Origin of the sequence: Pseudomonas sp. BNK-44-b (assembly GCF_047456245.1) — a bacterium.
Classification (GTDB): Bacteria; Pseudomonadota; Gammaproteobacteria; order Pseudomonadales; family Pseudomonadaceae; genus Aquipseudomonas; species Aquipseudomonas machongensis.
Genome location: NZ_CP179908.1, coordinates 3,972,605 through 3,987,543, shown reverse-complemented (window position 1 = coordinate 3,987,543; position 14,939 = coordinate 3,972,605). Strand labels below are relative to the sequence as shown.

Genomic DNA, 14,939 nt, shown 5'->3' with positions numbered 1-14,939 from the left:
GGGGAGCTCAAGAATAGTGGAAGAGTCTTGTCAGAAAAATCGCTATCGAGTGGATTAGTAGCTTACTAACGAATATACTTACATTCATGGTTGTTTGTAAATACCGCGTGGTGGTACCAGGCTACTACCGCAAAACGTGATTAATGCATCCGGGAGTTGCCCTGCAGAGGCGAACCCGGCCCAAAGCCCAGGCGATTCTCGTGCCGGGCTCAGATGAGGTTGAGCTGCCATGGTCCGTCGAACCAAAGAGGAAGCCCAGGAAACCCGCGCGCAGATCATCGAGGCGGCGGAAAAGGCTTTCTACAAGCGCGGAGTTGCGCGAACCACCTTGGCCGATATCGCCGAGATCGCGGGCGTCACCCGCGGTGCGATCTACTGGCATTTTAGTAACAAGGCCGAGCTGGTCCAGGCGCTGCTCGACAGTTTGCACGAGACCCATGACCATCTCGCGCGTGCCAGCGAAAGCGAGGACGAGCTCGATCCGCTCGGCTGCATGGGCAAGCTGCTGTTGCAAGTGCTCAACGAGCTGGTACTGGACGCCAGGACCCGGCGTATCAATGAAATCCTGCATCACAAGTGCGAGTTCACCGATGAGATGTGTGAAATCCGCCAGCAGCGACAAGGCGCCATCGTCGAATGCCACGAAGGCATTTCCCGCGCCTTGGCCAATGCGGTACGCCGTGGCCAGTTGCCCGCCGACCTGGATGTCGAGCGGGCGGCCATTGCCATGTTCGCCTATGTCGACGGCCTGATCGGGCGCTGGTTGCTGCTCCCGGACAGCTTCGACCTGTTGCGCGATGCGCAAAAATGGGTCGACACAGGGTTGGATATGCTGCGCTTGAGCCCGGCCCTGCGCAAATGACACTTTGTTAAGGATTGTGATGAAGTTTTTCCCGGCAGGATTAAGCCGGGGTTAAAAGGGCCGCTTTGCGGCCCTGGCCTTTTCAATGCCCCCGTAATTGCCGGTCTGGCAACGCCAGTGCCGCCAGCAGCCCCAGCACTGCCGCGCCGGCACTGGCCAGCAGCAGGTATCGGAACGTCACCAGCAGATGCGCCTGGGTCGCCGGATCCGTCTCGCCGCCCTTCAGGCTGCCCAGCAACGGGTTGCCCAGCACCTCGAGCCCTCCGAGATGCAGCAGCGCCAGCAGCAGGCTGGACATGCAGGCCACGCCCATCGCCCCACCCAACGAGCGGAACAGGTTGGTGGTGCTGGTGGCCACACCGATATCCTTCATGTCCACCGCGCTCTGCGTTCCCACCAGCGAGGTCGGGAACTGCAGCCCGCAGGCGATACCGGTCAACAGCATGAACAACCCGCCCAGCCAGGCTGACTGCGGCGGTGTGAGGGCCATGCCGAGGATCGCCAGCGGCATCAGCAGCGCGCCCGCCAGGATCTGCGGCTTGTAGCGTCCGGTGAATGTCGTCAGGCGGCCTGCGCTGAAGGCGCCCAGTGGCAACCCCATCGCCAACGGCAGCAGGTGCAGCGCGGCACTGTCGGCGCCGGCACCGGTGATGCTCTGGAAGCGCAGCGGCATGAGCATGGTCAGCGAGATCGACTGGAAGCTGGCGAAGAAGATCACGCACCAGCACAGCACGGCGACCCGGTTGCCGAACAGTTTCAGTGGCAACAGCGGCTCCTGGCAGCGGCGTTCATGGGCGACGAACAGCACCAGGCCCAATACCGCGCAGGCAAACAGGGCCAGCACCGGCGCCGCGGTCCAGGCATGCCCTTGACCCACCAGGGTGATGCCCAGCAACAAACTGCCCAGGCCCAGGATCAGCAGCAGTGCACCGATATAGTCGACCTGTGCTTCCCGGCGTTGGACCGGCATGCCCATCAGTGCGCGGCGAATCACCCACCAGGCGCAAAGCCCCAGCGGCAGGTTGATCCAGAACACCCAGCGCCACGACAGATATTCGGTCAGCCAGCCGCCGAGCACCGGGCCAGCCACGCTGGCCAGGGCGTACATGCTGCTGAAATAACCCTGGTAGCGCCCGCGCTCGCGAGGCGGGACGAAGTCGCCGATGATCGCCTGGCTGACCGAGACCATGCCGCCCGCGCCGATGCCCTGCAGCACGCGCGCCAGCACCAGTTGTTCCATGTTCTGTGCCAGGGCGCAGAAGATCGAGGCCAGGGTGAACAGTGTGGTGCCGGTGAGGATCATGCGCCGACGGCCATAAAGGTCGCCCAGCTTGCCGTAGATCGGCACGGCCACGGTCATGGCCACAATATAACCGGAGATGACCCAGGCCAGCAGGCCGACATCGTTGAACTGGGCCGAAATGGCCGGCATGGAGACGGCGACGATGGTCTGGTCGAGGGCACCAAGAAGAATCGCCAGCATCAGCGCGCTGAGCACGCTACGCAAGTCGGCGGGAGGCAGGGCGGCGGTCACGGGGTCACACCTTGTGGTCGGAGGTAGTGAAATTGTGCTGTTCGTCGGCGGCCCGTGGCGAGTGAAATGGCTGCGAACGAGACAGGGATTGTAACCTGAGTTAGGTAGCTTCCTATGTACTGTCTGCATCGCCTATGCACGATCGGCATAAGCGCTTTCACACGAACGCGCATGGCCGCGTGATATCGTGCAGGTTCATAGCAGCCGAAATACACTGGTTTGCACCCATTTGGTGCATTGTGACCCAGGTTTCCGCATCGCTGTAATCCCGCACTTCTCTTCCACTCTCTGCATGTCATGCCTATGGCAGGGCGGAGGGTCCCGGTTCAGGGGCGGTAGTCAGCCAGTTCGACTTTTCACGTTTATGCGGAGTGATCATGCCCAAGGCTTCCCACCAAGATCTGCGTTTTGCCTTCCGCGAACTGCTCGCGTCGGGTTCGTGCTATCACACAGCTTCAGTCTTCGACCCGATGTCGGCGCGCATTGCCGCAGACCTGGGCTTTGAAGTCGGTATCCTCGGCGGCTCGGTCGCTTCCCTGCAGGTGCTCGCCGCCCCGGACTTCGCCCTGATCACCTTGAGCGAATTCGTCGAGCAGGCTACGCGCATTGGCCGCGTCGCCCAGTTGCCCTTCATCGCCGATGCCGACCATGGTTATGGCAACGCGCTGAACGTCATGCGTACGGTAATCGAGCTGGAGCGCGCCGGCGTGGCGGCGCTGACCATCGAAGACACCCTGCTGCCGGCCCAGTTCGGTCGCAAGTCCACCGACCTGATCTCGGTGGAAGAGGGCGTCGGCAAGATCCGTGCAGCGCTGGAAGCGCGAGTCGACTCTTCGCTGTCGATCATTGCCCGGACCAACGCCGGCGTGCTGACCACCGAGGAAATCATCGTCCGCACCCAGAGCTACCAGAAGGCCGGTGCCGACGGTATCTGCATGGTCGGGGTGAAGGATTTCGAGCAACTGGAGCAGATCACCGAGCACCTGAACGTGCCGCTGATGCTGGTCAGCTACGGCAACCCGAACCTGCGTGACGACGAGCGCCTGGCGCGCCTGGGCGTGCGCATCGTGGTCGATGGCCATGCGGCGTACTTCGCTGCGATCAAGGCCACCTACGACTGCCTGCGTTTGCAGCGCGGGCAGCAGAACAAGTCCGAGAACCTCAGCGCCACCGAGCTTTCGCACACCTACACCCAGCCTGAGGATTACATCCGCTGGGCCAAGGAGTACATGAGCGTCGAGGAGTGACCGACAGGCGTTGTCGGGCTACCTGAGGGCGCTCAGCGTTGCGGTGTGCGGGACGCAGTGCTCGTGTGCGCAACTGGCTGCGGTACTGGGCTGGCTGCGCAACAGCTCGACGCGCCAGCAGGCCGAACCATAGAGCCCGGCCACGGCGACCAGGGCCAGGACGATCACGCAGCGTCTGGATTTGATGCCCATGTTGCCTACCTCCTGCTGTGACCACAGGTGATACTTGCAAGCATAGGTCAGGTCGCAGCAATTGCCTGGAGCGAACATCGAGATCGGTGTGATTTGCGTCGCAGCGGCGCAAGGCCGCTCCACGCACTAATCCAGCTCCCGATCCCACTCCGGTTCTGCGCTGAAGCGTTGGGCAAGAAAGTCCAGCATGCTGCGCAAGGTCGCGGGCATGTGTTTGCGTGAGGTATAGACCGCATGGAGGTTCAGCTCTCGCGGTCGCGCCAGGGGCAGTAGTTTCACCAACTCGCCGCGACGCACTGCGCAGGCGGCCTGGTAGGTCGGCAGCATGGCTATCCCGGCACCGGCCAGGGCGGCCTTCTGCAAGGTCAGGGCTTCGTTGGCGCTGATATTGCCCTGCACGGGCACCGCGACCTGTTCACCGGCCACCTCGAAATGCCACAGGCTGTGGCCGAAGTAGGCGTGGGTCAGGCAGTTGTGCTGGGTCAGCTCCTCGACTTGCTGCGGCGTGCCGTACTCGCGCAAGTAGGCGGGGCTGGCGCAGACCACCGAACGGCAGACACTCAGGCGTCGGGCAATTAGGTTCGGGTCCAGGTCGTTGCTGGTGCGGATCGCCAGGTCGATGCGCTCGTCAACCAGGTTGACCGTGCGATCGAGCATCTGCAACTCCACCTTCACCCCCGGATAGCGCTTCACGTACTCCGCCACCGCATCCACCAACTGCGCCTGACCGAACGAGGTGCTTACGCTGATGCGCAACTCGCCGCGCGGCGCATCTTCAGGCGCACGCACCGCTGTCTGCAGGTCGCAGGCCAGTTCCAGCATCTGTCGGCAGCGTGGCAGGGTGTCCAGGCCCGCGGCGGTCAGGCTCAGCTTGCGCGTGGTGCGCTGCATCAAGCGTGCGCCGACCCACTCCTCAAGCTCCGCGAGATAGCGCGACACTACAGGCCTGGAAAGCTCCAGGTGATCTGCCGCAGCCGACTGGCTACCCAGGTCGACGACGGTGACGAACACGCGCATGGCGTTCAGACGGTCCATGATTTGCCCGATTTCAGAAACAAACTATGTTCAAGCATCGCATTTTTTGTGACGGATCGGGCAACTAAGCTGTGTTCCATCGTCCCGCTTTCAGGAACCTCACCATGTCGATTTTCACTCCACTGCGCAGTCTGATGCTGGCCTGTATCGCCCTGACGGGCCAGGCAATGGCGGCCGATCCGCTGCACCTGGATGTCTACAACCCAGGCCATGACGCACTGTTCCCGGTCAGTTCGGTGATCGTCAGTGGCGAGCGGGAGGCTGTGCTGGTGGATGCGCAGTTCGGCAAGGCTCAGGCCGAGCAGGTGGCAGAGCGCCTGCGTGCCAGTGGCAAGCGGCTGACCACCATCTACATCAGCCATGGCGATCCGGACTATTACTTTGGCCTCGACACCCTGACCCAGGCGTTTCCAGACGCCAAGGTGGTCGCCTCCGCTGCCACTGTGGCGCACATCCGCCAGACCATGGACGCCAAGCTGGCGTACTGGGGGCCGCAGATGGGCGCCGACAAGCCCGCGAAACTGGTCGTACCCCAGGTGTTGGCCGGTAACCGTCTCGAGCTGGAGGGGCAGACGCTTGAAGTCGTTGGCCTGGACGGCCCGCAGCCCGACCGCAGCTTCGTCTGGATTCCCTCGATCAAGGCGGTGGTCGGTGGTGTGGTGGTTTCCGAGAACATTCACGTATGGATGGCTGACACCCAGTCTGCCCAATCCCACACCGACTGGCTGGCAACGCTTGCACACATCGAAAAACTCGCCCCGCGCACGGTGATCCCAGGCCACTACCTGGGGCAGAGCAGCCGTTCGCTGGATGCCGTGCGCTTCACCGCAGGCTACATCCGCGCCTTCGACAGCGAAACGGCCAAGGCTCGTGATGCGGCGGCGCTGATTGCTGCAATGAGCAAGCGTTATCCGAACCTCGCCGATGAAAGTTCCCTGGAGCTCGGGGCCAAGGTCGCAAAAGGCGAAATGAAGTGGTAACCCCTTACAACCCAGATGGAGTGTTTCCCATGAGCAAGATCGCAATCATCGGTGCCACCGGCCGCGCCGGCAGCCAGTTGCTGGAAGAGGCTCTGCGCCGTGGCCACAGCGTGGTCGCCATCGCACGCGATCCGTCTTCGCTGCAGAGCCGTGAAGGTGTCACGGTCAAGGCGCTGGATGCCAAGGACAGTGCTGCGCTACAGGCGGCAGTCACAGGCGTGGACGCTGTGCTGAGCGCTGCGCACTTTTCCACCCTCGCGCCGCAGGCGATCATCGAGCCGGTCAAACGCGCCGGGGTCAAGCGCCTGCTGGTGGTCGGTGGTGCCGGCAGCCTGCTGCTGCCGTCGGGGCAGCGGGTGATCGACAGCCCGGACTTCCCCGAGGCGTACAAGGCCGAGGCCAGCGCCGGCGTGGGCTTTCTCGATACCTTGCGCCAGGAACCGACCCTCGACTGGACCTTCCTTTCGCCTTCGGCAGAGTTCGTCGAGGGTGAGCGCAGCGGGCGCTATACGCTGGGCAAGGATCACCTGCTGATCGGCGCCGATGGCAAGAGCTGGATCACCTTCGCCGACTACGCCATTGCCTTGATCGACGAACTGGAAAAGCCTGCACATACGCGCCAGCGCTTCACTGTCGGCTACTGAGGTGTCGCTGCCAGTTTTTCGCAGGTGAGTCGCGGCGCAGTACATGCTGCCGAACTGATGGGGGCGCAGGGCCGCTAAAGACTGGCGCGTGTCTGCAGCCACTCCAGCAACTCGCCCAGCCCCGGCGGCAGGCTTTTCGACGGGCAGACCAGGTAATAGCCTTTGCCCGTCATCACCTTCAGTGCAAAGGGCATGCATAACCGCCCACTGCGCAGGTCATCGCCGATCAGCGCCCAGTCGCCGATGGCCACCCCAGTCCCCTGGGAGGCCATGGCCATCGCCATGTCCAGTGTCTCGAAATGCTGGCGTCGGCCCTGTGGCTCGAACGCAGCGCCGGCCGCCTGCAGCCACAGGCGCCAGTCACGCTCGTCGCGCGAGGGGTGCAGCAGCATGTGCCGCGCCAGGTCCTCCACTCGCTCCAGAGGCATGCCGCCTTGCAGCAACGAGGGGGCGCACACCGGTGTCAGTTGCTCGTCGAACAGCTTGCGCACCAGCGAGCCCTGCGCGGGCGGGCTGCCATACACCACTGCCGCATCGAAGCCTTCATGACGAAAGTCCACGCCGTGCTGCACCGTCGTGGTCAGTTCCACCGGTACATCCGGGCGCAGTGCCTGCCATTCCATCAGCCTCGGCAGTAGCCAACGCATCACGCAGGTCGGGGCCTTGAGCTGCAAGGTGGCGGTGCGCGCGCCAACCTCGCGCACGCCCTGTTCGATCAGGGCGAACACTTGCTGCACCCGCGGCAGCCAGTCCTGGCCTTCACGGGTCAGGCTCAGGCCACGGGCCTGGCGCTGAAACAAGGGGTAGCCAAGTTGCTCCTCGAGCCCGGCGATCTGGCGGCTGACAGCGCCCTGGGTGATGTGCAGATGCTGGGCGGCTCGGGTGAAATTGCAGTGCTGGGCGGTGACCAGGAAGGTGTGCAGGGCGGGGAGGGGAGGGAGTCGTTTCATCGTGGCGAGCCATGATCTGGAGACATGGCTAGTATGTGTTTTTTTGCATTGTCGCGGTAGCCGCAGCTTGCTTCCATGAGCACTGATTTCAACAAGAATCAGGGTAAAGACGATGGCAACCTGTGGCGAAGTCCTGGTCAAACTCCTCGAAGGCTATGGCGTAGACCATGTATTCGGGATTCCCGGCGTGCATACCGTGGAGCTCTATCGCGGGCTTGCGCGCTCGTCGATCCGTCATGTCACGCCGCGCCACGAGCAGGGCGCAGGCTTCATGGCCGACGGCTACGCGCGTACGCGCGGCAAGCCGGGAGTGTGCTTCATCATCACCGGCCCCGGCATGACCAACATCACCACGGCCATGGGCCAGGCCTATGCCGACTCGATCCCCATGCTGGTGATCTCCAGCGTGCAATCGCGCAATGCACTGGGCGGTGGGCGCGGCAAGCTGCATGAGCTGCCGAACCAGTCTGGGCTGGTGGCGGGCGTTTGCGCGTTTTCCCAGACCCTGATGAGTGCCGATGACCTGCCGCAGGTGCTGGCCCGCGCCTTCGCGGTGTTCGACGGTGCCCGGCCACGCCCTGTGCATATCGAGATTCCGCTGGATGTGCTGGTCGAGCCAGCCGACCACCTGCTGCAAGTTCGCCCGGTGCGCACCAGCCGTGCAGGCGCCGCGCCGCAGGTGGTGGCGCAGATGGCCGAGCGGCTGGCCAAGGCCCAGCGTCCGTTGATCCTCGCCGGTGGCGGTGCGCTGGCGGCAGGCGAGGCCCTGGCGCAACTGGCCGAGCAGCTCCAGGCGCCGGTGGCCCTGACCATCAATGCCAAGGGCCTGCTGCCGGGTGCTCATCCGTTGCAGATCGGCTCGACCCAATCGCTGCCGGCAACCCGTGCCCTGGTTGCCGAGGCCGACGTGGTACTGGCCATTGGTACCGAGCTTGCCGAAACCGACTACGACGTGACCTTCAAGGGCGGATTCGAGATCTCCGGCAGCCTGCTGCGCATCGACATCGATCCGGACCAGACCGTACGCAACTACCTGCCGGAGCTGGCGTTGGTCGCCGATGCCAAGCTGGCTGCCGAAGCCCTGGTTGCAGCGTTGGCGGAGCAGCCTGCGGTGCGTGACGAACGCTGGGGCGCTGCCCGTGCCGAGCGCCTGCGCAACGACCTGGCTGCCGGCTGGGACCAACCGACCCTGAGCCAGACCCGTCTGCTTACCGCGATACTGGAAACCTTGCCCGACGCCGTGCTGGTGGGCGACTCGACCCAGCCGGTCTACACCGGCAACCTCACCCTTGACCTTGCGCGTCCGCGTCGCTGGTTCAATGCTTCGACCGGCTACGGCACGCTCGGCTATGCCTTGCCGGCGGCGATGGGCGCCTGGCTTGGCAGCGCCGAAGTCGTGGCTGAACGCGCCCCGTCGGTGTGCCTGATCGGTGACGGCGGCCTGCAGTTCACCCTGCCGGAGCTGGCCAGTGCAGTCGAGGCACAGGTACCGCTGATCGTGCTGCTGTGGAATAACCAGGGTTACGAAGAGATCAAGAAGTACATGGTCAATCGCGCCATCGAGCCTGTGGGCGTGGACATCCACACCCCCGACTTCATCACCGTGGCGCAGGGGCTGGGGGCTGCGGCCGAACATGTCGGCGATGTGGCGCAGTTGCAGGCCGCGCTGGCGCTGGCGGTCGAGCGCAAGGGGCCGACCTTGATCCAGGTGGACCAGGCACAGTGGCAGGCAGCGGTGGCCGGCTGAGGCGCGCGGGGGCTTGCAGATTCAACCCGCGCTCGAGCGCAGGCGCGCCATGTCGCGAATCGGCGGCGCACCATACAGCCGGCTGTACTCCCGGCTGAACTGCGACGGGCTTTCATAGCCCACCCGATACCCCGCCACCGCGGCCTCCAACCCATCGTTAAGCATCAGGCGCCGGGCTTCCTGCAGTCGCAGTTGCTTCTGGTACTGCAGCGGGCTCATGGACGTCACGGCCTTGAACCTGTGGTGCAGGGTCGAGGTGCTCAGGTTCACTTCCCGGGCCAGCTCCTCGATGCGCAGAGGCAGGTGGAAATGCTTGTTGAGCCAGGTGATCGCCTGGCTCACGCGGTGTGTCTGGCTGTTGGCCAGGGCAATCTCGTACAGGCGATGCCCCTGCGGCCCGCGCAGCAGGCGGTAGAGGATTTCGCGGCGAAACAGCGGGGCCAGCATCGGGATGTCGCGCGGGCTATCGAGCAAGCGGACCAGGCGCAGCAAGGCATCGAGCAGGTGCGCATCGGTCTTCTCCACATACAGCCCAAGCCCGGACTGCACGCTGGGCACCAGCATCGGGCCGTTTTCGGCAATCAACTGGCTGATCTCTGCCGCGTCCAGATCGATCCGCAGCCCAAGCACCGGGTTTTCCGGGCTGGCGTCGAGCCTCACCCGGCTGATCGGCATGGTCACCGACACCACCATGTAGTGCAGCGGGTCGTAGGCATACTGCTGATCGCCCAGGAACAGACTCTTGCTGCCCTGGGCCATGACGCAGAGGGCCGGCAGGGCCAGGCCCGGCTTCGAACGGATGTTGTCTTCATAGCGCGACAGGTACAGCTGCTCGATGGCCGTCGGTGGTCCGTGGGGATCGCCTGCGTGCCTCAGGATCAGGTCAGCGAGTTCCAGACGCTGGTTTTCCAGGGTCGGGTCGAGAGCGGCAAGGGCAGTGGTCATGATCGAATTCCTCCAGGGACCGGGCCAGCATAGATTTGGGCAACATCCTGCGCTAGCCAAATGCTGCCGACCGATTGCCTGATCCTGCATTGCGACAGGATCAGGCAATCGACAGACAGAAATGGCCTAACGCAGGGTGCGGGCGAGGACCTAATCTTGGCAGCCTGGCTTTTCCGTCCCGCCTGCTTCAAGGAGATCGTTCATGACCTTGCATCAACCGGTCACACACTTGGCTTTCATCCGTGCCAGCAGCGGTCGTTCGGCGGAACTCGGCATGCGCCTGCGCGACCTGCTCGAGCCTTCGCTGCGCAGCCCAGGCTGTCTGGCGTTCACCGTCCAGCGCTCCCAGGTTGACGCCGACCTCTGGCTGCTCAGCGGCAGCTGGCAGGATCAGCAGGCCATGCGCGGTTACTTCGCTTCACCGACGCTCGAGGTCTTCGGCGACCTGCTGCAGGAGCGGGTGGTGGCGAGCATGGACCTGCAGACCTTCGATTGAGGGTTGGTCGCGGGTAACCTTCTCACGGGCAAGCTTGCCCATGAAAAGGCCACTACCGTAACGCCTGCTGCAGTAGAATCCCGCCCCTCGTTCAACAGCTGGAGCACAGCAATGGCACGTAGAGAATTCCCGGGCTTCGAGGCCGTTTCGGCGATGGTCCCGGTCGAAGGTGGCGGCTACCACGCGGCAATCGCGGTCAAGGCCCTGCACATGGGTGGGGCACCGCGCTTTCACAAAGTCCTGGAGGGCCAGGTATTCAAGTCGGCAATGGCCGCTGACGAGGCGGCCTGCGCCGAGCTTGAACGCCTGCAGGGCGTCGGTGAAGAGGGCGAGCTGGCCTGGTGATCAGGCCTGCGGGCGACGCATCTTGAACAGGTTGCCCAGCTCGAAGTAATCCGCCGGGCCACCGCCACGCAGGATCGGCTCGGCGGCAGCAGTGTCGTAGATACCCTCTTTGAGCAGGTGTTCGGCGATATGCACGGCCACCACTTCACCCAGGATCAGCCAGCTGGGCACCAGCTCCTGATCGGCGCGCTTGAGCTGGATGATCTGGCTCACCTTGCACTCGAAGTTCACCGGGCTCTCACCCACCCGCGGCACGCCGACCACGTTCGAGGGCGCCGGTGTCAGGCCGCTCAGCTCGAATTCGTCGATATCCGCAGCCACTGCCGCGCAGCTCTGGTTCATCTGCTCGGCCAGCGGGCGCGTGGCCAGGTTCCAGACGAACTCGCCGGTCTGTTCGATGTTGTTCAGGCTGTCTTTGCGCCCGACGCTGCAGAAACCGATGATCGGCGGAATGTAGTTGAAGGCGTTGAAGAAGCTGTAGGGCGCCAGATTCAGGCGACCTTCGCGATCATGGGAGGAGATCCAGCCGATGGGCCGGGGGCCGACGATGGCGTTGAAAGGGTCGTGGGGCAGGCCGTGGCCTTTGGCGGGTTCGTAGTAGTGCATCTGTGCAGGGCCTTGGCCCTTCCTCTGGGACGGACGAGGCGCCTAGTGTGCCAAGCCTTGAGCTGGCTGGGAATGATCAAGCCCGGCCAAAGCCGGGCTGGGTGACACGCATCAGTGATCAGCTGATGCGGTGGGCGTTGGTGCGGCTGAAGCCATCTTCAGCGAAGCGTTGGCCGCCAGTACGGTCGAAGCCGTCTTCGGCGAAGCGTTGACCACCAGTGCGGTCGAAGCCGTCTTCGGCGAAGCGTTGGCCGCCAGTGCGGTCGAAGCCATCTTCAGCGAAGCGTTGGCCGCCAGTGCGGTCGAAGCCGTCTTCGGCGAAGCGTTGGCCACCAGTGCGGTCGAAGCCGTCTTCAGCGAAGCGTTGGCCGCCAGTGCGGTCGAAGCCGTCTTCAGCGAAGCGTTGGCCACCGGTGCGGTCGAAACCGTCTTCTGCGTAGCTGGCCGATTGGCTTTGTGCAGCGGCGAAGGTGTGGGCGTTGGTGCGGTCAAAGCCGTCTTCGGCGAAGGCACCTGCGGCGAAGACCGAAAGGGCCAGGGTCAGGATCAGTTGGTTTTTCATGGTCGTTGCTCCAGTAGATTCGAAGGGGTTTGTTCTTGCTATGGATCTCATGCTACGCCGATTAATTTGATTAAAAAGCGCAAAAAATTACGTAAAATAATCAATTTAATCGATGTGTTTGCGCGCGAGATGTCCAAATAAGTAGCTGTCGGCTCTACCCCGCAGCATGCGGCATATCAAATATCCGAAAGCGTTCTGTCAGCGCTTGTAGGTTGCTCCACCTCAATTAATGGCGAGTTAAGGACTCAACCCTTCGTCGCTCTCGACGCCGAACGGTTTTTTCATTCCTTTCCAACCGATTTTTCAGACGTTCGTCTTCAACATCGCCGCATTCCAGAAACCGGAGCGGCACACGATGAATAAACTTCCGCAAATCACCTTGGCCTTCTGGGTCATGAAGATCTGCGCCACCACGCTGGGCGAGACGGCTGGCGACCTGCTGTCGATGACGCTCGACATCGGCTACGCCATGAGTTCGCTGTTGTTGATCAGTGTGTTCTTGCTGACGTTGCTCACCCAGCTTTATTCCCGCCGCTATCACCCAGTGCTCTACTGGCTGGTGATACTGTCCACCAGCACCGCTGGCACCACCATGTCCGATTTCATGGATCGCACGCTCGGGTTGGGTTACGCCGCAGGTTCAGCGCTGCTGATCGGCATCCTGCTGTTGACCTTCGCCCTGTGGCGGCTGAGTGGTAATCCGCTGGATGTCACGCGCATCCGTAGTCGTGCGGGCGAGTTGTTCTACTGGGTTGCGATCCTGTTCTCCAACACCCTGGGCACCGCACTGGGCGACTACCTTGCAGATGATTCAGGCCTGGGCTTCGCGGGTGGCGCCCTGCTGATCGGCAGTGCCATCGTGTTGGTGGCTATGGCGCGTTACTGGACCCGAATCCCTGGTGTGGTGTTGTTCTGGGTAGCCTTCGTGCTGACTCGGCCATTCGGTGCAACCCTGGGCGATTTCCTCACCAAGCCGTACGAAAAAGGCGGTCTGGACTTTGGCACGATCGGCTCTTCCATGGTGTTGGGCGCGATCCTGCTGGCGCTGGTGCTACTGGCCACCTACTACCAGCGTCGTCAGCCGCAGCAAGTGCTGGAAGTATCCTGACCTCCAGAAAAAAGGACTGACGCGAACGGTACAAATGCCCGCAGCAGAGCTTTTTTGCGGCCGCAAAAAAGGGCCGTTCCACCGGAACGACCCTTTTCAATTACAGCGAACGCAGAATCAATCAGTGGTGATGCGCGAGTGCTGCTTGGTGTCCTTCATGGTCGCGTAGACCAGCAGCGAGCAGGCGATGCAGCCGGTGACGTACCAGTAGAAGCCGGTTTCCATGCCGGCGCTCTTGAACCACAGCGCCACGTACTCGGCGGTGCCGCCGAAGATCGACACGGTCAGTGCGTAGGGCAGGCCAACGCCCAGGGCGCGGATCTCGGTGGGGAACAGCTCGGCCTTCACCACGGCGTTGATCGAGGTGTAGCCACTGACGATGATCAGCGCCGCCATGATCAGGAAGAAGGCGCCCCACCAGCTCTGGATGGTGTGCAGGGTGCTGAGGATCGGTACGGTGAACAGGGTGCCCAGCACGCCGAAGGCGATGAGGATCGGGCGCCGGCCGATCTTGTCGGACAGCCCGCCGATCACCGGCTGCAGGCACATGAACAGGAACAGCGTGGCCGCCGAGATGGTGGTCGAGTCGCTGATGCTCATGCCGACGGTGTTGACCAGGTACTTCTGCATGTAGGTGGTGTAGGTGTAGAAGGCCAGGGTGCCGCCCATGGTCAGGCCGACGACGGTCATCAGCTCCTTGGGGTGGCGCATCAGGGTGCGCATCAGGCTTTCCTTGGACTTCTCCTTCTTGGTGAAGGAAGCGGTCTCTTCCATCCCACGGCGCAGGTACAGCGCAACCACCGCGCACAGCGCGCCGATCACGAAGGGCACACGCCAGCCCCAGGCATACAGCTGTTCGGTGGTCAGCACGTTCTGCAGGATGATCAGCACCGCCAGGGCGATGAGCTGGCCGGAAATCAGGGTGACGTACTGGAAACTGGAGAAGAAGCCACGGCGTTCCTTGCTGGCCATCTCGCTGAGGTAGGTGGCCGAGGTGCCATATTCACCGCCGACCGACAGACCCTGCATCAGGCGTGCGATCACCAGCAGGATAGGCGCGGCGACGCCGATGGTTTCATAGCCCGGCGTCAGGGCGATGACCAGCGAGCCTGCGCACATCAGCAGTACCGAAGCCATCAGCGCAGCCTTGCGGCCCTTGCGGTCGGCGTACAGCCCCATCAGCCAGCCACCGATCGGGCGCATCAGGAAGCCCACTGCGAAGATCGCGGCGGTGTTGAGCAGTTGTGCGGTGGTGTCGCCAGCGGGGAAGAAGGCTTTGGCGAAGTACAGCGAGAATGCGGCGTAGACGTACCAGTCGTACCATTCGACCATGTTGCCGATCGAACCGCTGAAGATCGACTTGAGACGACTGGCGGTGGTTTTTTCCGCGGCGGGCGCAGTGGCCGCCCCGGCGGGCAGGGTGGTGGCGTTATCCATCAGGGATACCTTCTCGTTGTTTTTGTGAGGCGCGCGGGACCGCGGCTTGAGAAGGGTTTTGCAGAAGCTGTGCCAAATGAGGGCGTAACGATCCGAATGAGGAGTCGGCCGCCCCATCCTTGGGCATGCCAGCGCCCCAGAAACGCGATGGATCAAGGCCTGCACTGTATCCGTAGAGCGGGCTTGCCCGCGAACAGCCGCGCTGCTTGCACCGGCCAGACACAGGCCATATGAGCGGTAACCCGCCTA

At 63.1% G+C, this 14,939-nt stretch carries 16 protein-coding genes; 8 read left to right on the top strand and 8 right to left on the bottom strand.

Annotated features, from left to right (window positions below; translation table 11 throughout):
- The first annotated feature begins 229 nt into the window (after window positions 1–229).
- Window positions 230–862, top strand: coding sequence for a TetR family transcriptional regulator (locus ACMGGG_RS18350; protein ID WP_063545954.1), 633 nt, complete (start codon window positions 230–232; stop codon window positions 860–862).
- Window positions 863–944: 82 nt separating this feature from the next.
- On the opposite strand, the gene ACMGGG_RS18345 is transcribed toward ACMGGG_RS18350, so the two are convergent.
- Window positions 945–2,396 carry an MDR family MFS transporter gene (locus tag ACMGGG_RS18345; RefSeq protein ID WP_414154180.1) on the bottom strand — a complete coding sequence of 484 codons (1,452 nt, stop codon included), beginning with the start codon at window positions 2,394–2,396 and terminating at the stop codon, window positions 945–947.
- Between the two features lie 377 nt (window positions 2,397–2,773).
- Between ACMGGG_RS18345 and ACMGGG_RS18340 the strand changes: the two genes are divergently transcribed.
- Complete coding sequence (locus ACMGGG_RS18340; protein ID WP_054894495.1) at window positions 2,774–3,643, top strand: isocitrate lyase/PEP mutase family protein; 870 nt, start codon at window positions 2,774–2,776, stop codon at window positions 3,641–3,643.
- Between the two features lie 18 nt (window positions 3,644–3,661).
- Here ACMGGG_RS18340 and ACMGGG_RS18335 read toward each other — a convergent pair whose 3' ends face one another.
- The gene (locus ACMGGG_RS18335) at window positions 3,662–3,835 is read right to left on the bottom strand and encodes a hypothetical protein (protein WP_172964814.1); all 174 of its coding nucleotides are present in this window, start codon (window positions 3,833–3,835) and stop codon (window positions 3,662–3,664) included.
- A 126-nt stretch (window positions 3,836–3,961) separates the two neighbouring features.
- Window positions 3,962–4,870: a LysR family transcriptional regulator gene (locus ACMGGG_RS18330; protein WP_414154179.1), complete on the bottom strand. Its 909-nt coding sequence runs from the start codon at window positions 4,868–4,870 to the stop codon at window positions 3,962–3,964.
- A gap of 104 nt (window positions 4,871–4,974) precedes the next feature.
- Here ACMGGG_RS18330 and ACMGGG_RS18325 point away from each other — a divergent pair, with 104 nt between their 5' ends.
- Complete coding sequence (locus ACMGGG_RS18325; protein WP_112899045.1) at window positions 4,975–5,850, top strand: MBL fold metallo-hydrolase; 876 nt, start codon at window positions 4,975–4,977, stop codon at window positions 5,848–5,850.
- A gap of 29 nt (window positions 5,851–5,879) precedes the next feature.
- A complete protein-coding gene (locus ACMGGG_RS18320; RefSeq protein WP_414154178.1) occupies window positions 5,880–6,494 on the top strand; it encodes an NAD(P)-dependent oxidoreductase in 615 nt (204 codons plus the stop codon).
- Between the two features lie 74 nt (window positions 6,495–6,568).
- Here the strand turns inward: ACMGGG_RS18320 and ACMGGG_RS18315 are convergent, their stop codons facing one another.
- Window positions 6,569–7,444 (bottom strand): LysR substrate-binding domain-containing protein, encoded by an 876-nt coding sequence (locus ACMGGG_RS18315; protein WP_414154177.1) that lies wholly within the window; start codon window positions 7,442–7,444, stop codon window positions 6,569–6,571.
- Between the two features lie 112 nt (window positions 7,445–7,556).
- Between ACMGGG_RS18315 and ACMGGG_RS18310 the strand changes: the two genes are divergently transcribed.
- Window positions 7,557–9,191, top strand: coding sequence for a 5-guanidino-2-oxopentanoate decarboxylase (locus ACMGGG_RS18310; protein ID WP_414154176.1), 1,635 nt, complete (start codon window positions 7,557–7,559; stop codon window positions 9,189–9,191).
- A 21-nt stretch (window positions 9,192–9,212) separates the two neighbouring features.
- Here ACMGGG_RS18310 and ACMGGG_RS18305 read toward each other — a convergent pair whose 3' ends face one another.
- Window positions 9,213–10,136, bottom strand: a complete 924-nt coding sequence (locus ACMGGG_RS18305; RefSeq protein ID WP_063545947.1) for an AraC family transcriptional regulator — start codon at window positions 10,134–10,136, stop codon at window positions 9,213–9,215.
- A gap of 202 nt (window positions 10,137–10,338) precedes the next feature.
- Here ACMGGG_RS18305 and ACMGGG_RS18300 point away from each other — a divergent pair, with 202 nt between their 5' ends.
- Window positions 10,339–10,632 (top strand): putative quinol monooxygenase, encoded by a 294-nt coding sequence (locus ACMGGG_RS18300; protein ID WP_054894488.1) that lies wholly within the window; start codon window positions 10,339–10,341, stop codon window positions 10,630–10,632.
- 111 nt (window positions 10,633–10,743) lie between these two features.
- Window positions 10,744–10,977, top strand: a complete 234-nt coding sequence (locus tag ACMGGG_RS18295; RefSeq protein WP_063545945.1) for a hypothetical protein — start codon at window positions 10,744–10,746, stop codon at window positions 10,975–10,977.
- Here the strand turns inward: ACMGGG_RS18295 and ACMGGG_RS18290 are convergent, their stop codons facing one another.
- A complete protein-coding gene (locus ACMGGG_RS18290) occupies window positions 10,978–11,583 on the bottom strand; it encodes a flavin reductase family protein (protein ID WP_112899042.1) in 606 nt (201 codons plus the stop codon).
- A 118-nt stretch (window positions 11,584–11,701) separates the two neighbouring features.
- A complete protein-coding gene (locus ACMGGG_RS18285) occupies window positions 11,702–12,145 on the bottom strand; it encodes a hypothetical protein (protein WP_063545943.1) in 444 nt (147 codons plus the stop codon).
- Window positions 12,146–12,500: 355 nt separating this feature from the next.
- Here ACMGGG_RS18285 and ACMGGG_RS18280 point away from each other — a divergent pair, with 355 nt between their 5' ends.
- On the top strand, window positions 12,501–13,253 hold the full coding sequence (locus tag ACMGGG_RS18280) for a hypothetical protein (protein ID WP_054894484.1): 753 nt from the start codon (window positions 12,501–12,503) through the stop codon (window positions 13,251–13,253).
- Window positions 13,254–13,370: 117 nt separating this feature from the next.
- Here ACMGGG_RS18280 and ACMGGG_RS18275 read toward each other — a convergent pair whose 3' ends face one another.
- Window positions 13,371–14,690, bottom strand: a complete 1,320-nt coding sequence (locus ACMGGG_RS18275) for an MFS transporter (protein ID WP_054894483.1) — start codon at window positions 14,688–14,690, stop codon at window positions 13,371–13,373.
- Window positions 14,691–14,939 lie beyond the last annotated feature (249 nt).